Origin of the sequence: Mucilaginibacter pineti (assembly GCF_900101875.1) — a bacterium.
Taxonomy (GTDB): domain Bacteria; phylum Bacteroidota; class Bacteroidia; order Sphingobacteriales; family Sphingobacteriaceae; genus Mucilaginibacter; species Mucilaginibacter pineti.
Genome location: NZ_FNAI01000001.1, coordinates 255,020 through 278,149 on the forward strand (window position 1 = coordinate 255,020; position 23,130 = coordinate 278,149).

Sequence of the window (23,130 nt, forward strand, 5' to 3'; positions counted from 1 at the left end):
GGAAACCGGAGAATGGTGCTTAACAGAATTGCTTTTTACATCAACAAAATAAAGTCGGCGGCAGACTGGCATCTCCTCGCCTTTTTGCTGTTGTTTTTGAATGTAAAGCTGGCGGTAAAAATTCCGGCCATTATTCTTATCTATATTTTCCGGTTCAATTTCAAGTTTGGGTTTAAGTTCAAAAACTCAAGGTTGCCCCTGTTTTACCTGCTGATAATGGTTATTCCGTTCATTAGTATTTTGTTCAACCGGCAGGCAGTCAACCTCAATTATATAGTTGTAATACTCATTGGTATGGCATTCTGGCTGCTTTGTATCCTGGCCATACACCAGGTAAAGTTTTCTGTAGAAAGAAATGATACCGCCATAATTCATCAAACGCTGCTTGTGTTTTTTGCAGTTAACGCCTTGGTATCATTTATCAATATCGCGCTTATTGTAAAAGCTACCGGTAACATCAACCCTTACACCTACCAGGGTGAATACCAGAAATACTTCATCAGCACCGGCGATTATATCCGCGGACTTACATTTGATACTTCTACCACAAACGCGGTACTCAGCGCTTTTGGTGTTGTTTATTTCCTCGGCCGCAAAAATGCCGTAATGCTTTTTGTTTGCATGGCTACGCTGCTTTTAACGGGTAGCAATTTTATAAACCTGGTTTTACTACTCATTTTCATCCTGCTATTCGCATTTAAAACAGATAAGCTTCAGAAAAGCTTTATAGTGATCTGCCTGGTATTTCTGGGGATTTTTATGGCGAAAGTATCTCCCCAAAACGATAAATACGCAAGTGAAACCGTAGCACGCCTTTTTCATAAGGAAGTGGTAACGCCATTGCCTGTTACCGGCATCAACATCGCGGCAGCTAATAACACCCCTTTAACTCTTGATGAACGCCGCAGAAAAATGGCACTGGCATATACTGATAGTGTATACGCAGTTTTGCATCCGCCTAAGTCTGTAATAGTAATGCCGGCTACTGAAATATATAAAGCCGAAGGCGGGCGAATTGCCATTAAGGGCCCTCCCATCCATACCGCCACCTACCAAAGCAGCACTCAAACCCCACCCGAGCAGCGGCAGCTTGTTGAATTTATAAGCACACATAAGCAGGCATTAGCCATCACGGGTAAGGAAGAAGCTCTTCCAACCTTACCTGGCAAGGCGGCTGGATTCCTGCAAACGATAAACTTTTTTCATGGAAATCCCGCACGGATACTTGCGGGCGCAGGTATGGGGAATTTTTCGTCAAAACTTGCCTTCAGGGCTACCGGATTGGGTTTTGCCGGGGGCTACCCGCATAAGTTTATTTATATCGATCATGATTTTATGGTTAACCATTTAAACCTTTACCTCAACTTTTTCAGCCGCAGGTCGGGTTTTCATTCTTTAACTAACAGCCCGTTCTCGGTTTATGACCAGTTATTGGGCGAGTATGGTTTAATAGGCTTGCTGGTATTTGCCATTTACTACCTGGGCTTTTTTGCCCGGCATTATAAAAAGCTCACTTACGGCTTGCCAGTTTTGCTGTTAATGCTGTCGGCTTTTTTTGTGGAATACTGGTTTGAGCAATTATCGGTATTGATACTTTTTGAATTGCTGCTATTGCTCAACATAAAAGAAAACTCAACCCCAAAACCGCTTACCAATGAACTTTGATATACCTAAAATAACGGTTTTGATGCCGGCGTATAACGCAGGCAAATACATAGGCGATGCCATAGCATCGGTGCTGAACCAAACTTTTATGGATTTTGAACTGCTCATCATAAACGATGGTTCAACCGATGATACAGTAGATGTGGTTAATTCATTTGAAGACCCACGTATAGTACTTATTTACCAGGATAATAAAGGTATTGCCCAGGCGCTCAACAATGGCTTAAAATATGCCCGCGCAGCGTTTATAGCCCGTTTTGATGCAGACGATATCTGTTACCCGCAAAGGCTGCAGCTACAGTACGATTTTATGATAGCCAACCCGGGGTATAGTGTAATTGGTTCGGCGGCAGATTATGTAGATATGGATGGCGTTCATCTGTTTACGCATAAGCCGCCTGCTTTTAGCAATGAGGAGATCCAGCAGCTTAAATATTCTGTTTGCCCGTTCATACATTCCTGCGTTTTTTACCGGAGGGATGTGATCATTAACAAAGGTGGTTACAACGAGCATGCCTACACTTTTGAAGATCATTTTTTATGGGTGAATATCCTGAAAGATCAAAAAGCCTGCAATTTGCCCCAGCCACTAATAAAAGTAAGGCTCAACCCCGAATCAATAACCATTGATGAAAAATGGCGGCCACGCAAATTCAGGGATATAAAATATACTACCCTTAAAAAACGCAGTATTACCGCAACCGAGGGTGTTTTACTGGCCGAGATTAGCGAAAAACAGGTATCCGCCAAAATTAAACATGGTTCATATTATGCTTTATGCGCCAAAAAGCTGTTGCTCAATAACTTTCAACCAGAACTGGCGCGCCTGCATGTGGCAAGGGCTATCAGCATATCACCGCTTCGGTTGGATAATTACCTGTTGTACACCGTTAGCTACCTGCCCGAGCGAATAATTAACTGGCTGCATGATCTGATGACATGGGGAGGGCGAAATGATTAAGGTGGCATTTATTACCCGGTCTACCCTGTACACCGTACCCGGCGGCGATACGGTGCAAGCTGTGCAAACCGCACGGCACCTCACCTTTATGGGTATTACTGCCGAAATAAAGCTTTCAAACGAAAACATTAATTATAATAGCTATGATCTGCTGCACTTTTTTAACTTGAGTCGCCCTGCCGATATTTTGTACCATAGCCATAGGGCGGGCAAGCCATACGTTATATCAACCATACTTTGTAATTACAGCGAGTACGACCAGCAACACCGTACCGGCGCAGGTCGTATTTTTAAATATTTCCCGGCCGATGGTGTGGAATACCTTAAAACCATAGCTCGCTACCTGTTGGGACGGGATAGTATGGCCAGCGCCTCTTATACCTGGAAAGGCCAGCGCAGAAGCATTATAGATATTTTAAGTCGCGCTGCCATGATATTGCCCAATTCACATTCCGAATACCGGCGGGTACTTAAAAACTATCCCGGCGAGGTTAAGCACATGGTGGTTCCTAACGGTACCGATCAAAATTTGTTCAGTTACGATCCCACTATCGTTAAGGACGATAAACTGGTAATCTGTGCGGCACGTATAGAGGGGATAAAAAATCAGCTTAATTTAATAAAAGCCTTAAATAATACGGGGTATCGCCTGTTACTCATTGGTGCTTATGCCCCCAACCAGGCTGCCTACTACCAGGAATGCAGGCGCATAGCTGCGGATAACATTGTTTTTGTTGACCAGATGCCGCAGCAGCAGCTGGCAAAATACTACCAGCGTGCCGGGGTGCATGTACTGCCCAGCTGGTTTGAAACCACCGGTTTAAGTTCAATAGAAGCGGCACTAATGGGCTGCAATATAGTAGTCAGTGATAAGGGCGACGTACGCGAATACTTTGCCAATGATGCTTTTTACTGCAACCCGGCATCGCCGCAAAGCATTTTTGAGGCCATTGAAAATGCCGCCGCCGCACCAATTAATGAGCACCTGCGCAGCCGGATACTACAGAAATACACCTGGAACCAGGCCGCATCACAAACTTTAAAAGCATATCAATCAGTATTATGACCATGAAACTACGTACAGCCATATTAGGAACAAGGGGTATCCCCAATTATTACGGAGGGTTTGAACATATCTCAGAATATGTATCGGCCGGGTTGGTAAAGCGCGGTCATTCGGTATCGGTTTATAACTCGCATAACCACCCGTATACCCAGGATAGCTGGAACGGCGTGGACATCATCCATTGCTATGATCCGGAATACCTGATCGGCACTGCCGGGCAGTTCATTTATGATATGAATTGCCTGCTTGATGCCCGCAAGCGCAAGTTTGATGTGGTGCTGATAATGGGTTATACCAGCAGCTCGGTATGGGGTAACATATATCCGCAGGGCAGTGCCATCATCACCAATATGGATGGCATGGAGTGGAAACGCTCCAAATATTCAAAACCGGTACAACGTTTTTTAAGGTATGCCGAAAAACTGGCTGTAAAGCATAGTCAGTACTATATTTCCGATTCGATGGTGATAAAATCATACCTGAAGGATAAATACGATGTTACCAGCCAGTATATTCCCTATGGTGCCGACGTTTTCAGCACCGAGGAAAGGGAACAGTATGATGCTAAAGAGGTACTTAAAGAAGACTATTTTTTACTGATGGCCCGCATGGAACCTGAGAATAACATAGATGCCATTTTAGCCGGTTTCAACAGCAGCAATTCGCAAAAGAAATTTAAGGTTTTGGGCGATACCGGTAACCGCTTCGGCAAGTTCATTGTTAATAAATTTGCCAATGACGAGCGGATAGAGTTTAAAGGGGCCATTTTCGATACCCCGAAGGTGCGGTCGTTACAAAACAACTCCTACCTGTATTTTCACGGCCATAGTGTTGGCGGTACCAATCCCTCGCTGCTGGAGGCTATGGGCAGCGAAGCGCTGATAGCCGCGCATAATAACCCTTTTAATAAATCGGTGCTGAATACCGATGCCTTTTATTTTTCCAATGCCGAAGAGGTAAAACACCTGGTTGAAAACGTGCAGCGCCATGATTTTGAGAAAAATATGGTGATGAATAACCTGCACAAGATCCAATCGCAATTTAACTGGGAAAGGGTGATTGACCAATACGAAACCTTTATTGTTGAGTGCTATAAAAATTCAAACTATGAAAGAATTATTGCTGATCAACGATAATACGGCTAATAAGATCAGCTATTATCATTTGCTATTCCTGCTGGCGAGTTTACCGTTCGATCGTTTTTACAGCCATATTATCCTCATCAGCTTTGCGGCGCACACACTTATCCACTTGAAAAAAGATAAGTTGGGGACCATATTCACCCTAAATAATCTGGTGCTGCAATCCGCATTTATTGTTACGCTTATTGCAGCACTTTATTCAAAATATCTCCCCCAGGCAATTACGGAGTTAACCTTACGGCTCCCTATTTTACTGCTCCCCATTTTGCTTTCACTTACCAACATCGATGTAAAAAAGTACATCCCTATATTGCTAAAGGGGTTTGCCCTGGTTTGTGTAGCAACCGTCGTTTACCTGTATTTTGATGCTTACCACACCATCAGATATTATCACCTGCCCCTGAAAACCATTTTTACGCCGGCTTTTACTAACCATAATTTTTCGGAGCCCCTTGATATTCACGCAACGTTTTTTTCGTTTCAGCTGGTTATCGGGTTGGTTTACTTTTTTACTATTTTGTTTAAACAAGCCCGGTTATCCTTAAAGCTTTTTTATGTGGCGTGCTGCCTTATCCTGCTTTGTGGATTGATTCAACTTAGCTCTAAATCTATTTTGATCATTCTCTTCGTAATCATCAATGCAGCTATTCCTTATTATTTATTGAAAGGCGAGAACAGGCTGATGTACGTGCTGGCTGCTTTAATGATCTCTGCAATCGGAATTACAGCGTTGTTGAACATTCCATCATTCAGGGAACGTTACATAACTACCCTAAAAACAGATCTATCGGTAGCCAAACCTACAGAGGGTGCCGATCCTCGTTTAGCACGCTGGGAGGTTGTTGCGAAAGTCATTAAACAGAAACCTGTATTGGGGCATGGCTCAGGCTCCGAAGTTTTGTTGTTGAAAGATGGCTTTTTTGATGCCAAATTGTATAATTCGTTCCTGGTAGGGTTGAATGCCCATAACGAGTATCTCAGCTTTTGGCTCAAATCCGGTATCTGGGGTTTATTGGTTTACCTTTTTACATTGGCCTATGGTTTTAGGGCCGCCTTTAAAAAAAGGAACCTGGTGTTCATCAGCTTTATGCTGGTGATCGCGGTTGTTTCCCTGTCAGAAGACGTACTTGATATGGATAAAGGCGTAATGTTTTACAGCCTTTTCTTCTCCCTTTTTATGCTGCCGGATGTGAAAAAACAGGAGCCGTTAATTGAAGATCCCAAATCCGATGAATATTTAACTTCATTGGCAACCAACAGAATAGCCGTTACGTCATACTAATACAATGCTTTACAAGTTCGTTTACAAACAACCGTTAACCATCAGCACATTGTCAGAGATCAAGAAAAATATTTTAGCTGCGCTGGCGTATTTTGATGCGTTTACCTACCCGCTTACCCGCGAAGAGGTTTGCCTGTTTCTGCCGGTAAAGTACGATCAGCATAATTTTGATGATGCCATAACCTGTTTAATAACCGACCGCCTCATCTACCGTTTCGACAGATTTTTTACCTTGCGGAATGACCCTTACCTGATAAGTCGCCGTAACAAAGGCAACCAGATGGCGCTTGAAATGATAAAAACAGCGCGTAAGGTTGGCAACATGCTTATCAAATTTCCCTACGTACGCGGGATAGCTATTTCGGGCTCGCTATCAAAGAATTATGCCGATGAGGCTTCAGATATCGACCTGTTTATTGTTACGGCAGCCAACCGCCTTTGGATAGCCCGTACGCTGATGCACTGCTTTAAGAAGCTTACTTTTTTGGTAAACAAACAGCACTGCTTTTGTATGAACTATTATATAGACGAGCAGCAACTGGAGATAGCCGAAAAAAACATTTATACCGCCACCGAAATTGTTACCCTGATACCCATCCAGGGTGATGTTACGTTTGCAAACTTTTTTGCTGAAAATGCGTGGACGCGTAATTTTTTACCTAACCACATTATGCGGGTATCTACAGCCAAAGCATTGGAAAAAAGCAGGTTAAAGCATCTGCTTGAATCGTTGTTCAACAATAATTTTGGCGATTGGCTGGATAACCGGTTAATGAAAATAACCGCCGGCAGATGGGGAACAAAAACACAGCAAAAGCGGATGAACAGTCGCGGTTTTGTATTGGCCATGGCCGTTGATAAACACTTCGCCAAACCCGATCCAAATAACTTTCAGTTTAAACTGGTGAGTCGCTATGAAAACAAGGTTGCCCAGTTACTGCAGGAAAATAAACACAGCGTAGCTAACTAAAACCCCCGGTTAGTTCCCCTTGCCCTTGTTCTTTAATCCTTCTATCCTTACTCCTAATGCTATTTTTTTTCCAGCGTGATGATAAAGTAATCGCCCATGTATTTCCAGGGCCAGGTAGCTTTGAGTTTGTTCTCTTTGTTTTTCAGAAAATTGTAAGCCTTAGGGTGCTTTTCTGCAAAACCTTCGATGTAGGATGGCGGTACAATGGTACATAGTCCCTCCATCCCCATTGCTTTAAATGATTTTTGTAACGTATTGATAATGAATGATGGTTTATAATAAAAGCATTTAAAGTAAGTCCCTTCAATATGTGCTGTGCGCCCCTTGCTGCTAAAGAAACGACGGAAAGCGGTTTTGAACTTCCCCCTGAAAACAAGTAGTGTTTCCCATAAGCAGAACGGCGGGATAATAACCATAGTTACCTTGCCGCCAGGTTTAAGCAGTGCATCGAATGATAGCAGGACCTTATCCAGTTCGCCGGTACAATTGAGGCCGCCGAAGTTAGAGAAGATATGGTCATATGAACCGTGGTACTGCAACTTGCCAAGCTGGGTATAAGAACAGATCTCCTGGCTTATCCTGTCGCGGTATGGAGCTGTTTTTTGCAGAAGTATTTCCTGCATACCGGTGGATATGTCGGTGGCGTGAACGTGGTGGCCTAAGCCTGCAAAATAGATCGCGTCTTCGCCGGTGCCGCTGTTCAGTTCCAGGATTTTGCTTTCCGGTTTCAGGTATTTCAGTACGTGTTGCCTTACCCTATCGCGTTTGTAATTGATGATGGTATCGTTTGAATAGATGGCATCAAACACCACCGATTGCTTTGTAAACGCTTCGGAGGCATCATTTTCATTCTTTTCAACACTGAGGTTTATCATAACGCCTTCTCCAATTGGTTTAACTTATACCGCTCAATAAGCGTTGCCGGGGCATGATACAAAACAGATACAGCCTTTCTTATCTTTTTTACATCCGGCTTAAAAGGATTCTTCAATAATTTCAATAGGTTGTAAGTGGCCAGATGCGCATGGTAATTCTGATGCACATATTTGTGCAACTGCTTGTAATAACCCGGACTAAATGTATTGCTGAACATGAGTGCCATCTCGTCGGAGTCTGTCCAGTTGGTTTTTTGCTGCAGGTCGGCCTTTACCCTGTCATAAAACAAAGTTCCCGGTAAGGGGTACGATACCGAAATACCAATTTCATGCGGTAAATGCTCATTTATCATTCGGATGGTGAGGGCAATATCCTCCTTGGTTTCGCCGGGATAACCAAATTGGATAAAGAATGATGGTTTTAGTCCTTGCTTTTTCATCAGTCGGGTTGCATCGCCTATCTGTTAAACGGTGGTCCCTTTATCCATCGCATCCAGGATTTTTTGCGATCCGCTTTCGGCACCTATCCAAACATTTTCACAACCGGATGCCGCTAACGCGCTTACCGTTTCTTCATCCAATAGCAAATCGGCCCGGGACTGGATCTTATACCGGAAACTCAGGTTTTCCTGTTTTACCAATTCGGCAAAATGGGTTACCCAGCCGGGTTTTAGGCCGAAAATATCGTCACAAAACCAAATATGATCCATATTAAACCGCTCTTTAAGCAATTTAAGCTCGCTGATCACATTTTCGGGAGTGCGGGAGTTATACCTGTTGCCGTAGATGGGTTTTGCGCACCAGTTGCACTTAAAGGGGCAACCACGGGTGGTACCAATATTCATAGAAAAATACCCCGTGTGCTTGATCCAGCATTGTCGGTACGGCTCCATATTCATCAGATCCCAGGCAGGCAAAGGCAATGTATCAAGCTCCTTCAATACATGCCGGGCAGGTGATTTGTATACCGAGTTTCGTTTAAAATAAGCCAACCCCGGAATAGTGGAAACATCTTCGGTATTATTTTTTAACGCATTCACCAGTTCAAGTAGGGTGTGTTCAGCTTCGCCTATGAGTACAAAATCGGCACCTTCGTTTAAGTATTCTTTAAAGCGGTCGGTTGAGTCGGAACTGGAAACTATAACGGTACAGCCCCGCTCCTTCGCCAGTTTGCACATTTTAAACGCGGCCTCGCGCATGTTGGTAAGGCACATTTTGGTGAGGTAATTAAAACCATCGTCATAAATCACAAAAAAACCGGGGTGTTCTTTATCTAAAGCATCTATTACCTGGTATGGCGTATGCGAAAACATATTGTCGAACAGTGAAACATGATAGCCATTTTGCCGCATTAAGGCCGCAGCATATAACGTGCCTAATGGCGCATAAGGCTGTCCCATAGCCCATTGCTTAGGGTCGAACCGTAAAAAATACGAATGGGTGAAAAGTATATTATTGCGCTGCTCCATAGGTTTATGACAAATGAGTTAATGGCGACAGGTTAAGTGAACAAACACATTTTACGCAGGTTGGATGGGTGGAGGTATTCAACGATTTGCGAAAGGCTACCGCTTCATTACTGTTTAAAATATTACCAAGCGATGTATCCCTGATATTTCCCATAGCCTCCATAAAAAAGCAGGGCTTTACAGCACCATCGGCCTCCACAACAACAGACACCCATGGCGCATTGCATTTTTTAAACGGGAACGGGTTTAATTCGTAAAACGCAGCATAATAATGGTAGATATCCTGTATCTTCTCCCTGCTTTCGGCAATAAAACCATTGCGAAATTCTTTATCAAATTGGGTAAACAAATCGCTAATTACTTCGCTCAGTTCGGGAAGTTCGCGTTCTGCAATTAGTATTTCGTGTTGTTTGGGTTCTGTCCATGCTTGCTGGCGGTTAAAGGCGTGGCTGCTTACATCGGCAGGTAAAAAACTCATTTGGTTTAGCCCCATATTTTTACCCGCTGTAATAATAGCCGGCCAGTTACGAAAGTTAAGCCGATGGATCACCGTACGCCCGGTGATGCGGTATGAGGGGGCAATGTTTTTAATATGCTCCACTCCTTCCTTTAACTTTTTAAAAGCATTGGGAATATTCCTGATGGCATCGTGCAATGGCTCGTCGCCATCTATAGAAACAATTACCTCGCTAACGTATTCGAGTATTTGATCGGCATTGGCTTTTATAGACAGGCCTGTCGTAAGTAGTACAACGCTGATCCCTGCATTTTTAAGGATGCGGCACAAGGCAAAGAAATTGGTATTCAGCAATGCTTCGCCGCCAGACATGAGCACTTGCTTTGTGCCTAATTGTTTTAGGGATGCCAGTAACCCGCTGATATCTGCTTCGGTAAGCTGCTTTAGGTTTTTATTGTCTTTCCATATATCGCACATCACACAACGACAGTTACAGGCGCTGTGCGGCATCAGTATCACAATGGGCAGCGCCGTGATCTGATGCGTTTTAAGGGTTTTATAACGCCTGTAAGTATGAATTATTGATTGCCCGGTCATACTTATGGTGTTAACGTTATCCAGTAAAAAACGCCCTGTTTGCGCAGGCGGTTCCAGATGGTTGCCGGGTTAAATAACACCCGGTGCTTAAATGGCAAGATCTCAGCTAACAGGTGATGGTAATAATTAGCAGCCATAGCCGGATAGCCCATATCGTTATAATACTCCCTGCACCTTGCTATAGCTACACTTGCAATTTGATTTTTATAAAACGGGGTATCAAGTACATGAATTTCTCCTCCTGGTTTTAACAGCGAAAACGCATCGTCAATTACTGCCTTTACAAATGGGAAATATGACAGCGACGCGGCAAAAACGATCACGTCAAATCGTTCGTTGTTGCCAACGGCTGCTTTGGTAAATTCGCTGTTTATAAATTTAAGGTTGACGTTTTTAAACACCCTGCGTGCCTGGTCAATTTCAAGTTGACTGGTATCCAAGCCGGTAACTTTTGCCTGGGGTATACCTGTAAGCTTGTTGGCCAGCCAGCCGTTACCACAGCCTATTTCAAGAATATGAAGCGGTTTTTCCTTTTTAGTTAGATAATTTATAAGTCGTGCGGAGGATATTTTTCGCGCGCGCCACTCCAGCGCATATTTGTGGGTGCCATCAATTTCGGGCAAGCGGACTACCTGCTTATCGGTGTATACCCTGCCCTCTTTTTCACGCACGGCAGCATACATCTCCTCAAATGCGTCATCGGCAATGGAGGCATAGGTTGTGTCGATATGTTTTTCCTTCAGTCCCAATTTTATAGCGGTTAAAATCCCTGAATCTCAGGCTGGCGGTACTTCCAATACCTTTGCAGCAGTTTTATTTCATAAGGATATTTGTACAGGTTGGCTTTGTACCTGAGCGTTGACAGCAGCTTGATCGATTTCCTTTTCAGGTCGTTAAGCCGGATATCGGTAACGGTTGGGTATACGCCGTTAAGCACCGTTTCAAAATTCCTGATCTTATCTATCATCTCTGGTTTTAACCAGGGTGTTAGCGGGTTCTTTCTCAGGTCGAAACTTTCCCAGGCGGGGCTCATCCAGTCCTCAAGGCTTTGGGGATATTCAAAACCCTGTTCCAGTACCTGCTTATACAGTTCGGACCCTTCCGTTGGTACGGGGGTATAAGTATAAAGTACTATTTCGGTACGCGGATTAACGGCCTTTATATTCTTGATGAAATTTATCTCAAAATCTATTTGCGCCTGCACCTTTTCGGGCGTGGCGGCCGGTGTACCCAGTACAAACGAATATTCGGGGATGATATCAAACTGTTTCAACCGTTCGGCAAAGCGAATGATCTGCTCGCCGGTTTGCGTGCCGCCCTTATCCAGTTGTTCCAGGATATCGTCGTTACCGCTTTCGGCACCAAAAAAGATGATCTTACAGCCGGCCTTACGGATCTGCGTCAGGGAGGCATCACTGAATTTATCCATGGTATCAATCCGCGCCATTCCCCACCACGACATATTTTCGGGTTCTATAAGTTTGGCAAACTCAACGGTGCGTTTTTCAGATACAAAGAAGTTATTATCATGAAACTCAATAGCATCTGCTCCCCACCTGTCTTTAATATATTTAACATCTTTATAAACCGTTTTGGCTGATTTTGCCTTCCATCTTGCCTCGTAAATAGGCACCACGGCGCAAAATGAACAGGTGAACGGGCAGCCGATACTGGAATGATAAGCCATGGTGCGTTTACCCAAATAAGTTTTACCCAGGTATTTATCAATCGGGTAAAATGTACCCAGCTTGTCATACGGTAATGGTGGTAATGAATCCTGGTCTAACAGGTCCTCCTTAATAGTTTTGGTTATTTTACGATCGGCCTTGTAAATGAGGTTTTTAATAAACTCGTACGGTTCGTGTTTTTCCAGGGCATCAATCAGCCTTGGAAATGCATTATCACCGGGGCCGTTAATTATAAAATCAACAAAACCCGAGTTAAGTACCGCCTTTGGTTGGCTCGACGGAAAGTACCCACCCCAGATCATGGTAGTATAGGGATATTTTTGTTTTATCGTTTTTGATAAAGGGATGGCCTCACGCAATTGCGGGCCAGGCATTACAGTAAAGCCTAAATAGCCAAACTCGCCGGTACGTAAATAACTTTCTATTTTTTCTAAGGGATTGGTTTCGCAATTACCATCAACAACTACCCAATCATACTTGCCTTCAACAGATGCGGCAATATTTAGTATAGAGTTAGGGATGCGGTGCTTTGCAACAGCACTTTTAGGATTATAAAGGAGTATCTTATTCATAAACACGTGGTGATAAATAATAGCGATGGGCTTTTACCTCCATCGCCACTAAACCCAAATCAACAATAAAACCATTCCTATACATTACGCTGTGCAGCAGGCCGGGGTTGCCTGCGCTAATAATAAAAAACACGGGCAACCATACACCGTTTTGCTCCGTTATTATTACAAAACCTGTACTATGCTGGCCACTATAAAAAACTACATAAAAAGCAAGGTAAGTCACCCTGCTGTAACCGAAAAAGGCGTTGTGGAGGCCTATGATATCTGGGCCGGTAATTACGATGCGCAACCCGGTAACCTGATGCTTCACCTTGACGAAAGGCTGTTTTCTATGCTGATAAACGGCGTAGACATACAGGGCAAGCAAATAGCCGATATTGGCTGTGGTACCGGCAGGCAATGGCCGCAGATATTTGCTAAGCAGCCGGCGGTGTTAACCGGCTTTGATGTATCGGGCGGTATGTTAAAAAAGTTGAATGAGAAGTACCCGGCCGCACACACAAAGCTCATTACCGACAACCTGTTTTCAGATATTCCGGATGCAGCATTTGATGTAATTGTATCTACCCTTACCGTGGCCCACATTGAGGATATTGACGAAGCTATGCAGGCCTGGTGTCGCTTGCTAAAACCGCAGGCTGAGATCATTATTACCGATTTTCACCCCCATACCCTGGCGTTTGGCGGTCAGCGTACTTTTAAACATAATAATTCGGTGATGGCTGTGCGCAATTATGTGCATCCTATTTACACCATTAAGGAAGTATTGATAAGGAACGGTTTCAGGCTGATAACCCAGGAAGAAATAAATATAGATGAAAGTATGCGGTCTTTTTATGCCGATGCCGGCGCACTGCATGTTTATGAAAAATACCTGGATTTTCCGGTTATATACGGCATTCATTTAAAACGGGGCTAAATGGTAATTAATAAGGTACGACTGGCCGATAGCGGACAAGTGATCAGCATAGTGATAAGTGATGGGGTGATTAAGCAGGTTGATCATGCCGCTATCGGCAGTTTTACCGGGGATTTACAGCTTTTTTTGGATGATGCCATTGTTTTTCCCGGCCTCATCAATTCGCACGATCATTTAGATTTTAACCTGTTCCCCCAGTTAGGGCACCGTATTTATAATAATTACACCGAATGGGGCGCTTACATCCACAAGGAATTTAAGGACGAAATTGCCGGTGTATTGAAAGTACCCAAACACCTGCGCATACTTTGGGGAGTATATAAAAACCTGCTTTGCGGAGTAACCACGGTAGTTAATCATGGCGAGCGGATAACTTTACCCAATCCGCTGATTGATGTGTTTGAGCAGACGCAGGACCTGCATTCCGTGGCGTTTGAAAAAGGCTGGAAATTTAAACTGAATAACCCCATCCGCAGAAAGCTCCCCGTGGTGGTACATACAGGCGAGGGAACCGACAAGCAGTCCAACAAAGAAATTGATGCGCTTATAAGCTGGAACAAGCTTGGTCGCGATTTGGTGGGTATACATGCGGTTGCTATAACCAAAGAGCAGGCCCCGTATTTTAAGGCGATTGTTTGGTGCCCCGAATCAAATTATTTTCTGTTGAATAAAACTGCACCGGTAAGGCAGATAAAGCCATTTACCGATATTATATTCGGCACCGATTCAACACTTACCAGCAACTGGAATATCTGGGATCATATAAGGCTGGCTCATAAAACAGGCTTGCTTGCCGATGAGAACCTGTACGAATCGCTAAATAAAACCCCATCCAAAATTTGGAAAATAAACACCGGCAAAATAGCAGCAGGTAAAAATGCCGATCTGGTTATCGCAAAAGGGCAATCCAGTGGTTTTGATACATTCTTTACCCTAAACCCCGCCGATCTGCTATTGGTTTTGCACCACGGACAGGTGCGTTTAATGGCGCAGGAGTTATTGCCGCAACTGGCGCATCAGCTTAAAGGCAAAGGGTTTAGCCTGATAAAAATTGACAACGCCTATAAATATGTGGAAGGAAATTTAATGGAGCTGACAGCCGATATTCATACTTATTTGCCCGGTTTTGTTTTTCCTTTCGAAGTTATTGACTATCAAATTCTATAAAAATTGATAAAGCTGGTTGATCTTACCTTTTACGCGCACCTCAATTATAACCACCCCGAAGATGTTTTGGAAAATCATTCGGCCGCCCTGGCTTTTGCATCTCATATTGATAATCGGCTCGATTTCTGTTTTGTTAAACATGCAGGCTTTGAACAGCGTGCTGTAATGGGCGGTGTGCCCTATCAGTTTTTTAGGGCCGGTAACAATTTCTGGTCGGTATCTTTTAAAACACTCCGTTTCGTTCGTAATTTAAAGCCGGATATTGTATTAGTGCAGGGATTTATATTTCCTCTGCAGGTAATGTTGCTGCGGTTATTTTGTGGCAGTAGCACCAAAATAATTGTTCAGCATCATGGCGACATAACTTACCAGGGAATAAAAGGCTGGCTGCAAAAAATAGCGTATCGCCATGCTGCTGCCTATATTTTTACCGCGAAAGAAAATGCGGCGATATGGCAGCAACGAGGCATTATAAAGGCCAATGCCCAAATCTTTGAGCTTTTGGAGGCCTCAACAGGCTTTGAGCGGCAGGATAAACAAATAAGCAAATCTCTAACCGGAATAAATGGCAAAACCAACTTTTTATGGGTGGGTAGATTGAACGCAAATAAAGACCCGCTTGCGGTATTGGATGGCTTTGAGCGTTACCTGAAAGTAAATCCATTGGCTAAGTTGTACATGATCTATCAAACCGAAGAGCTTTTAACCGAAGTTAACCACAAAATAAATAGCAGTATTGCCCTAAGCAACAATGTGGTTACGGTTGGAAAAGTTGCTCCCGCTGATTTGCCAAATTGGTACAGCGCGGCCGATTTTTATATCTCCGGCAGTCACCGTGAAGGGAGTAGTTATGCTTTACTGGAGGCTATGGCCTGCGGCTGTATCCCGGTAGTTACGGCTATCCCGTCTTTCGAAAAAATAACTCATCACGGCGAATATGGTTTTCTATATCCTCCAGGTGATCCCGAAGCGCTGGCGAATGTACTTAGCGCGCTTGATGGTATGAATATCTCAAAGCTTTCGGCAACAACCTTAACGTATTTTAAACAAAATCTAAGCTTTAAAGTAATTGCCGATGATTTAGTGGATATCTGCGAAACGCTCATGAACAAATAGATCAAGTACCCTTGCGGCAATACTTTCCATGGTATCAACTAACAGCGGATCATGGTTTAGCGTTCTATCATTCAGCAGGTTTAAAAGCAAATCGGGCAAATGCTCGGCGTTATCGGGAATGTGATGCTGTGCCAGTCTTGCTTCCATTGGTTTTACCAAACTTACTACATGGGCGCCCGCGTACAAGGCTTCGCTCAAAACGGCGGCATTGCCCTCATAAATGGAGGTATGCAGGAAAATCCTTGACCGTTGCATTAGGCGTAAAACTTCTTTGTGGGATAGTTCGCCTTTTAATTCGATATTTTTCTCCAGCCCGAGTTTTATTATCAGCTTTTTAAGCTTTTCCATTTCAGGGCCCTTGCCGCAAATGATGGTTTTTATATCAGGAAATTCGGTGGTAAGTGATTTTATTACTTTAATAAACACATCATATTGTTTAAGAGCTATAAGTGAGCCAGCACCCATGATGTCGATATCCCGTTCTACCCTGTTTGTATCAAAAAGATCAGTATCAATGCCAACAGGAATAATATGCTGTGGGTTGATGCGATAATTTAGCCGAAACTCCTTCGCCAGAAAATCTGAAAGTGCTATAACATTGCCGGGCTGGGGTTTAATGCTGTTAACGTAATGGTTTCCGGCCTTTGCATCCTGCCCAAGTAACCAGGTGTAGTGCTGCAAATTATTCTTTTTTGCAAACCGGCTGCCTACATAAGCACATTCGCCCATCCAAAAACTTAACAGGCCAGTAACTTCATACTTGTCATTTATTTTTTTCAACTCACTAAATGCCCGTTGCCAGGTAAAAAGTCGGAATAGCCTACCCCTGCCCTTGCCTGCCAATGCAATTACCTGTGCCCCGTACCAAATATAACGTGAAGCTTTAAACGGGTACTGAAAGCTGATGACGATGATATTTAGCTGCGGGTTACTTTGTTTTAATGTTTTAACAAAACTTTGTTGCAGCGGCAGGCAGTTGGTGTCATTAACATCAGCAGGAAAACCGGGACTAAGGATCACTAAAGCTTTTTGTTTGTTCATATTAGCTTTATCAGTTTATTGCAATGCTTTAAGCTTGCCAGGTTATGGGTTATAAAAAGGATGATTTTACCACTGATAGCCAGTTGTTTCAGTTGCATAAGGATAGCTTCTTCGGCTTCCTGGTCCATTTCGCCAAAAGGTTCGTCCATTATCAGCAGGTCAAAATTATGATAAAGCGCACGCGCCAGCATGATGCGCTGACGCTGGCCGCCGCTCAGGTTTTTGCCATTTTCGCGGATAACCTGGTGTGTACCATCTGAATAACCAGCCAGTAATGGTTCCAATCCGCAGAAAGCTATTATTTCGGTCAGTTTTTCGGAATCGTAATCGCCTTCGGTTAGCGTAATGTTTTTGAGGACGGTATCATGAATAAACCAGGGCTGTTGTTTTATATAGGCAATGTTTTTCCAGTATTTCTGCCTTGTCATTACATCGGCAACGTTGTCATTTATGTATATTTCACCGTTAGCAGGTGTTAAAAACCCGAGTAACAAATTAATAAGGGTGGTTTTCCCTTTGCCTGATGCAGCCGATAAACCAACCATATCGCCTTTATTTAACTGAAAACTTAAGTTGGTTAATATAGGCTGCTCTTTGTAACTGAAATTTATATTTATAAATGATATATTATTGATTAATAGGTTTTTATTTGTATTTATATAATGTGTTAATATAGGTGAATTATTTGCTGCCAATAAATCATTCAGCGTAAATTCGTAGGTTTTTATTTGCCCCGTACTGTTTAGTATTTTAATTATCCCTGGGATGATCTTATACGCCGCAGCCATAAATACGCCAATAGTTAGCAGATCTACAACCGGGCCATGTGCCGACCATTTATTGATCAGCACTAAAATGAAAAACCCCAATATGGCGAATACCTCTACCAAACGAGGCGGCAGGCCCTGGATGGTTTGCTGTTGGGCGAGGTTATCATTAAGCTGTTGCTGGTAGGTATAGTATCGGTTTACTAAAAAGTCGCCCTTGTCATAAATACTGCTTTCTACATAACCCATTAATGTTTCCTGCAAGTGCTGGATGGTTTTTTCGCTGGCGAGTTTGGTATGTATCCGTACCTGTTTTGATCGCCTCCTGATGAAGTATGCCAAACAGATCACAGGCGGAACCATTAGCACCAACAGCAATAGAAACAGAACCGGCTGGTAAACAAGTATAGCGCCGACGGTAAATACAATAAGTATGCCCTGAGAGATCACCTGCTGCGCGTTGGTTAATATGTAATGACTAAACTCTATAGGCTGCTGGCTTATCTGCCGGATGTGTACCGATGAATCGATATTTATAAACTTGGTGTAGTCGTTTTTAAGGTAATTGATAATGTTTTTTTTAGATAATCGCGACGCTACGCCATAAAAAAAATGGTGCTGAAAACGGATAAGCAGGTATCCCAACCAGTTCTTGAAACTAAATAGCAGCAAAAACAGCGCTATAAGTAAAATAGAGTTTTTGCTAAACCAACCATCGGGTAACAAAAAAAGGTGATGTTGAACGTGATCCCCGGAAGTATAAAAACCGATAATAAGTAACAACAGACCCAGGAAAACAATATCAAGCCCGCTGATCAGCAAGTCGAACAGGATGAGCCTGTACAGCTTGCTTTTTTCATGGGAAGTTAACAGGGTGAGTATGCCCTTTATAATTTGCTTCAAAATGCCGGTAAGTAATAATTATTGCAACTATTATCATTACGGGCCGTTGCTGCCAATGGTTGCCAGCCGGCTTTAAACAAAAACGCCCCGGTAAGTTGTTACCGGGGCGTTTTAAATATAAAAGAGATGCAGCTTATTGAGCTAATTTAATCTCAACCCTGCGATTTAATACTCTTCCTTCTTCGGTTTTGTTATCGGCAACAGGGTTGCTTTCGCCCAGGCCTTTAATATTAAGGTTATCGCCAGTTACACCGCTGTTAACAAGGTACAATTTTACCGAGTTGGCACGCTCAATAGATAGCTCCATGTTGCGTTGGTCTGTACCTTCGGCAGATGAGTTACCATTTAAAACGAATTTTACTGTTTTATCCTTTTTCATTTCGGCAGCAGCTTTGTCAAGCGCCTGGTATGAACCTGTTTTTAACACAGCCGAGTTAAATTCAAACTGAATATTGCTGAAATTATAGTCTGGTTTTGATGGTGCCGGGGCTGGAGCTGGTGTGGGTGCTGCGGCGGGTTTAGGAGCCGGTGTGGTTTTAGGGGCATACGTTGCCTCTGTTTCAACCGGGGCTGGTTTTTGTACCAGTTTCTTTGATTTACAAGATAGTACCGATATGGCTAATAACGCGATAATTAAGGGAACAAAAGGGGTTCTTAAAAATTTCATAACTGATTTTGTTTTTTTGGTAAACATAAAAAAATAATCGTCAATTCAACATTAGTTGAGCATGACGCATTCATAAATAAAGGTTTTTTTGACTGTTTTGTTTGAATGGACGGCCGCATCCCAATACTCGTTAACTAAAACGCAGGATTTCACTTTCTGATATCCCAGGCAATCACATTCCATAATTCTTTACCATCATGATAGGTACTTATCACCTCAAATCCCATCTTTTGATGTGCTTTTAATGAGTTTGTATTACGTACCGATACCTCGGTAACGCAAAGCTGATAACGAGGCGATACGGCTTCGGCAGTTGCGTGGTACAGTTTGCTCAGCAAACCCAGTCCCCTGAAATTCTTATCAACGCAAACCTGACCACCAACAAAAAAATTATAACTGCTTAATAATTTGCCTTGATACAGGCTCTTGCTGAACTCCTGAAACATGGGCTCCAGGCTATGCAGTTCCTTTTCCATTGAAACGGTCATGGCCAGGTTATAACCAATTACCTTATTGTTATGTAGGGCAATAACCTGCGGCACCTCGGCCGCCATAAATTGCAATAAGCTAACGGTATGCTCGGCAAATACAAAACCTTCCTGGGTTTGCTGCTCGGTACTTATTGCGCTGTATAGGTTTTGTTTTTGCAATGCTATGATCTGTTCAAAATGATCAATAGTAGTGGCCGGTATAAAAGTTATCTCCGGCGTAGTAGCTGGTTTCATGGTATACGTAAAATGTAAAGGCGCAAATTTCTTATTTTACCGCGATTATAAAATTGATAAATAAAAATTTAAGGCGTAATCAGCGAATATTCTTCCTGATTCGGCTTAATGATTGTGGCGTAATACCCAAATACGATGCAATATCATTCAGCGGAACCCGCAGCGCAATATCGGCCTGGCGCATCAAAAATAGCTTATACCGGGTGGTTGAATCCTGGCCCAAATAGGCATTTCTTATTTGAACTTTATCAATTAAGGCCTGCTGGGTAATTTCGTCAATAAGCTCTTTTAAGTATGGCAATTGCTCATAAAGGGCAAGCAATCTTGTTCTGTTAATTTCCAATATGGTTGTTTTGCACGCCGCCTGGATACTTTCATGCGCAGGCACCAGGTTATTGAAACTATTAAGAATGGTACAAAATTGGTTTTCCTTTAAAAAGTAATGGGTAACCTCGTTGCCCTTTTCGTTATGAACTACTATACGTAATACCCCATCGCAAATAAAAAAACGAGATTGGCAAACCTTGCCGCCTTTAAACAGGTAATCGCCCTCATTAAATTCCTTTGTTTCAAATGCGCGGGCTATTATGGCTTGGTCATCTGCCGGGATATGTTTAAATAATTGCAGGAATGACAGGAGCTTATCAATCATATCCAAAGCTAAAAAGAATTGAGATTTTAAAAGAAGGTGTTTATCGATCTCCTGCTTTATTATCTTCCAGTACCTCTAAACCGCCATTTTCATTAACGGCATACTTTGAATAAGTTTTTGATTGCCGGGCATGGCTCACATTATCTTCTTTCCTTCGGGATGGGCCGCGAAGCGGAATAATTATTACACATAAAAATATAAAGATCTTTAAGATAGCTACCAACATAGATGCGGTTTTTGGGCACAACGACAAAGCGCCGTTATCATAGATAACGAAATATGATTGGTAGGTGCCCCGGGGATGATTGTTGAGCCGTTGGTTGATTAGTCCGGGTGGCTGCGTGGGTTCCGTGCTATAAAATTAGGTTAAAAAGCTTGCTTTTCAAAATGCAAACAACATCTGCCTGCAATTATTGCTTTTGAGCCATTGCGGTAATGGCTTGTAAAAACCAGGCGGCATGGGGCAGCCATTGCTCTGTCCAGCGCCATTCGTTACCTTCGTCGGTAGTTTTAAAGTCGATACCACTGCCATCCGGGTTACCTTCTTTCCCGGTGATACCATTGGAAATACCGCCCTTACCCGAGCCATGCCCAAAGTTAGAGCTCATGTACGGCACATTGGTTTTTCCAAAACCATACATAAAGCAAACAGCATAAGGGTTACCACCCAGGATCCATGAAATTTGATGGGATGCAAAGGCCGAGAGGTCTTTTCTTATGCCCCATCCACCTTTGGCGGGATAAACTAACCGCCCTCCTATTATTGCCGCAGTGGCCAATGAACCTAAACGGGCGTTTTCGCCCTGCCACCACCAACCGGTTTCATTTTCATGCGGGATAAAAAATCCGTCTTTAATTTTGTTATTCAAACCAAATGTTTGCCTTGCGTAGCCGAAGGGGTTGCTTACCCCGGCGGTTACGCGCAGGTTGTAATCAAGCGCCTTTTTTATGGTGCTTAGGGCCTGGGTTCTGTCGGTTGTGTTTTGTTCTTTACTCAGGTACCTGCAAAGCGCTATAATTGGCAAGCCCGCATCTGAAGCATGCCAGAATGGTCGGCCGGCATCATTCGCATAAAAGTAACCTGCGGGGCTCATGCGGTGTTCAATGTTTTGGGCGCGTTTACGGGCTTCGTTATGGTAGTAGGAACTATCTGTAGCTATCCATAATTCCGTAGCGGCCATCAGTGCGCAGTAATCGTCAATGATGTTTTCTTTGCCGTCATCATCATATTTGGTGTTGTTGATCACCAGATGCGCATACGCACGTTTGGCAGCAGCAAGATATTGGGTGGATTTATAATCGCCGTCTTTTTTTAAACCCGAGATCCGCGCCAGCGCAGCTATAGCCATTCCGCCACCCTCACGAAAGGCACATTGGTATTCATCGGTGGTAACACTATTGGCCTTTAAGCCTACAACGCGGCGCGCCTTGGGATCTTTATTAAAATAGCTGAATACGATCATGTAGAAATAATCGTCCTTTGACAGCGCCCGCATGATATAGTCAGCGCCATATAGCGCTTCGTTAACCATGTTATCGTAAGCGCCAAGCTTATTAAGTACGCCCGGGATAGTTTGCGCCGCATTAACCATAGACCATGTAACCAATGGAATTTGCTGCGGCGACATGTAATTGGCATAAGCCAGGTGCGAAAAATATTTACTTACGTCGCCCGATGCATCGCACCAGCCGCCGTGCATATCAACCGTTTTATTGCTGCCGTAAAGTAAAAGCTGTTTATCGGCATTCAATTCGGTGGGTGTGTTGGCCCGTTGCCTGTTGTAATAACTAATAATAGATGGCAGCGTGTTTACCGCCAAAGCGTTTTCGCTCACCGCAAACTCATCCGACAGGTAATTTTTGCCACTTACCTTTACAGATACCCTGTACTTACCGGTTTGCACCAATGCCGAAAAATCTGCCTGATAAAAGAACTTGCCTTTAGCCCATTCATCAATCTGCATGGGGCCTTTTAATACGCCGCTATATATTACTTTTTTTTGCCCGTTTATAAGCGAGAAAGAGGTATTTGCCGGCAGTTTTACGTCATCGCCTATCACCGCCATTTTTGCGCCGCGTGTGTCAAAAGCAACCTGGTTTACATAAATTACCGGCGATGCATTGCAAATAAAGGTCAGTAAAACAAACAGACCGGTAATTAAGGTTTTTAACTGGGAGGTATGGTTCATAGCTGGCAGCGTTATAATTGCAAATTACCAAATTATCGGCTACTTTAATCAAGATGCGTACGTGTTTATACTACGTGCAGGTTAGCAAAGTATTAAGCCCTTAATATTATATTGATATAATTGGGGCATTCCCCTTTTATTTAGGTAGCTTTGACAAATCATGTGGTAATATTGTCCGGCACGTTTTTAAGCCAGTTACCCTACTGTTCGCATAACACAAATCATTAACAAAGTATA

22 protein-coding genes are annotated in these 23,130 nt (G+C 43.2%); 9 read left to right on the forward strand and 13 right to left on the reverse strand.

Going from position 1 to position 23,130, the window contains the following annotated elements; all coding sequences use genetic code 11:
- Positions 1–12 precede the first annotated feature (12 nt).
- The 6 genes from BLS59_RS00985 to BLS59_RS01010 are packed head-to-tail and all read left to right on the forward strand — an operon-like array spanning position 13 to position 7,086.
- Entirely contained in the window at positions 13–1,665 is a 1,653-nt protein-coding gene (locus BLS59_RS00985; RefSeq protein WP_091142761.1) for a hypothetical protein, read from the forward strand.
- Positions 1,655–2,626: a glycosyltransferase gene (locus tag BLS59_RS00990; protein ID WP_091142763.1), complete on the forward strand. Its 972-nt coding sequence runs from the start codon at positions 1,655–1,657 to the stop codon at positions 2,624–2,626. The genes BLS59_RS00985 and BLS59_RS00990 overlap by 11 nt, the downstream gene beginning before the upstream one ends.
- Positions 2,619–3,692 (forward strand): glycosyltransferase family 4 protein, encoded by a 1,074-nt coding sequence (locus tag BLS59_RS00995; protein WP_091142767.1) that lies wholly within the window; start codon positions 2,619–2,621, stop codon positions 3,690–3,692. Before BLS59_RS00990 ends, BLS59_RS00995 begins: the two co-directional genes overlap by 8 nt.
- A gap of 2 nt (positions 3,693–3,694) precedes the next feature.
- Entirely contained in the window at positions 3,695–4,828 is a 1,134-nt protein-coding gene (locus BLS59_RS01000; RefSeq protein WP_091144954.1) for a DUF1972 domain-containing protein, read from the forward strand.
- Entirely contained in the window at positions 4,800–6,116 is a 1,317-nt protein-coding gene (locus tag BLS59_RS01005; protein WP_091142770.1) for an O-antigen ligase family protein, read from the forward strand. Before BLS59_RS01000 ends, BLS59_RS01005 begins: the two co-directional genes overlap by 29 nt.
- Positions 6,117–6,120: 4 nt before the next feature.
- Entirely contained in the window at positions 6,121–7,086 is a 966-nt protein-coding gene (locus tag BLS59_RS01010) for a hypothetical protein (protein WP_091142773.1), read from the forward strand.
- 59 nt (positions 7,087–7,145) lie between these two features.
- On the opposite strand, the gene BLS59_RS01015 is transcribed toward BLS59_RS01010, so the two are convergent.
- From BLS59_RS01015 to BLS59_RS01035, 6 genes are read right to left on the reverse strand one after another with little or no spacing between them, the layout of a single operon-like run.
- The gene (locus BLS59_RS01015; RefSeq protein ID WP_091142777.1) at positions 7,146–7,961 is read right to left on the reverse strand and encodes a class I SAM-dependent methyltransferase; all 816 of its coding nucleotides are present in this window, start codon (positions 7,959–7,961) and stop codon (positions 7,146–7,148) included.
- Positions 7,958–8,401, reverse strand: a complete 444-nt coding sequence (locus tag BLS59_RS31955; protein WP_205411157.1) for a hypothetical protein — start codon at positions 8,399–8,401, stop codon at positions 7,958–7,960. Before BLS59_RS31955 ends, BLS59_RS01015 begins: the two co-directional genes overlap by 4 nt.
- Positions 8,402–8,425: 24 nt before the next feature.
- On the reverse strand, positions 8,426–9,430 hold the full coding sequence (locus BLS59_RS01020) for a B12-binding domain-containing radical SAM protein (RefSeq protein ID WP_205411158.1): 1,005 nt from the start codon (positions 9,428–9,430) through the stop codon (positions 8,426–8,428).
- A gap of 4 nt (positions 9,431–9,434) precedes the next feature.
- The gene (locus BLS59_RS01025) at positions 9,435–10,484 is read right to left on the reverse strand and encodes a radical SAM protein (protein ID WP_091142781.1); all 1,050 of its coding nucleotides are present in this window, start codon (positions 10,482–10,484) and stop codon (positions 9,435–9,437) included.
- 2 nt (positions 10,485–10,486) lie between these two features.
- Positions 10,487–11,233, reverse strand: a complete 747-nt coding sequence (locus tag BLS59_RS01030) for a class I SAM-dependent methyltransferase (RefSeq protein ID WP_091142785.1) — start codon at positions 11,231–11,233, stop codon at positions 10,487–10,489.
- 11 nt (positions 11,234–11,244) lie between these two features.
- Positions 11,245–12,744, reverse strand: a complete 1,500-nt coding sequence (locus BLS59_RS01035) for a B12-binding domain-containing radical SAM protein (RefSeq protein ID WP_091142787.1) — start codon at positions 12,742–12,744, stop codon at positions 11,245–11,247.
- A 91-nt stretch (positions 12,745–12,835) separates the two neighbouring features.
- Between BLS59_RS01035 and BLS59_RS01040 the strand changes: the two genes are divergently transcribed.
- The 3 genes from BLS59_RS01040 to BLS59_RS01050 are packed head-to-tail and all read left to right on the forward strand — an operon-like array spanning position 12,836 to position 15,949.
- The gene (locus tag BLS59_RS01040; protein ID WP_143014029.1) at positions 12,836–13,666 is read left to right on the forward strand and encodes a class I SAM-dependent methyltransferase; all 831 of its coding nucleotides are present in this window, start codon (positions 12,836–12,838) and stop codon (positions 13,664–13,666) included.
- Complete coding sequence (locus BLS59_RS01045) at positions 13,667–14,833, forward strand: amidohydrolase family protein (protein ID WP_091142793.1); 1,167 nt, start codon at positions 13,667–13,669, stop codon at positions 14,831–14,833. It abuts the gene before it with no gap.
- Between the two features lie 3 nt (positions 14,834–14,836).
- Positions 14,837–15,949, forward strand: coding sequence for a glycosyltransferase family 4 protein (locus BLS59_RS01050; protein WP_091142797.1), 1,113 nt, complete (start codon positions 14,837–14,839; stop codon positions 15,947–15,949).
- On the opposite strand, the gene BLS59_RS01055 is transcribed toward BLS59_RS01050, so the two are convergent.
- The 7 genes from BLS59_RS01055 to BLS59_RS01085 form a co-directional block, all read right to left on the reverse strand.
- Positions 15,914–16,990: a glycosyltransferase gene (locus BLS59_RS01055; RefSeq protein ID WP_091142800.1), complete on the reverse strand. Its 1,077-nt coding sequence runs from the start codon at positions 16,988–16,990 to the stop codon at positions 15,914–15,916. The genes BLS59_RS01050 and BLS59_RS01055 overlap by 36 nt on opposite strands.
- Positions 16,987–18,660 (reverse strand): ABC transporter ATP-binding protein, encoded by a 1,674-nt coding sequence (locus BLS59_RS01060; RefSeq protein WP_091142804.1) that lies wholly within the window; start codon positions 18,658–18,660, stop codon positions 16,987–16,989. The genes BLS59_RS01055 and BLS59_RS01060 overlap by 4 nt, the downstream gene beginning before the upstream one ends.
- Positions 18,661–18,793: 133 nt before the next feature.
- Positions 18,794–19,327: an OmpA family protein gene (locus BLS59_RS01065; RefSeq protein ID WP_091144958.1), complete on the reverse strand. Its 534-nt coding sequence runs from the start codon at positions 19,325–19,327 to the stop codon at positions 18,794–18,796.
- 149 nt (positions 19,328–19,476) lie between these two features.
- Entirely contained in the window at positions 19,477–20,052 is a 576-nt protein-coding gene (locus BLS59_RS01070; protein ID WP_091142807.1) for a GNAT family N-acetyltransferase, read from the reverse strand.
- 79 nt (positions 20,053–20,131) lie between these two features.
- Entirely contained in the window at positions 20,132–20,704 is a 573-nt protein-coding gene (locus BLS59_RS01075; protein ID WP_091142812.1) for a Crp/Fnr family transcriptional regulator, read from the reverse strand.
- A 40-nt stretch (positions 20,705–20,744) separates the two neighbouring features.
- Entirely contained in the window at positions 20,745–20,930 is a 186-nt protein-coding gene (locus BLS59_RS01080) for a hypothetical protein (protein WP_091142816.1), read from the reverse strand.
- A gap of 184 nt (positions 20,931–21,114) precedes the next feature.
- Positions 21,115–22,893 carry a glycoside hydrolase family 9 protein gene (locus tag BLS59_RS01085; RefSeq protein WP_091142819.1) on the reverse strand — a complete coding sequence of 593 codons (1,779 nt, stop codon included), beginning with the start codon at positions 22,891–22,893 and terminating at the stop codon, positions 21,115–21,117.
- Positions 22,894–23,130: the final 237 nt, after the last annotated feature.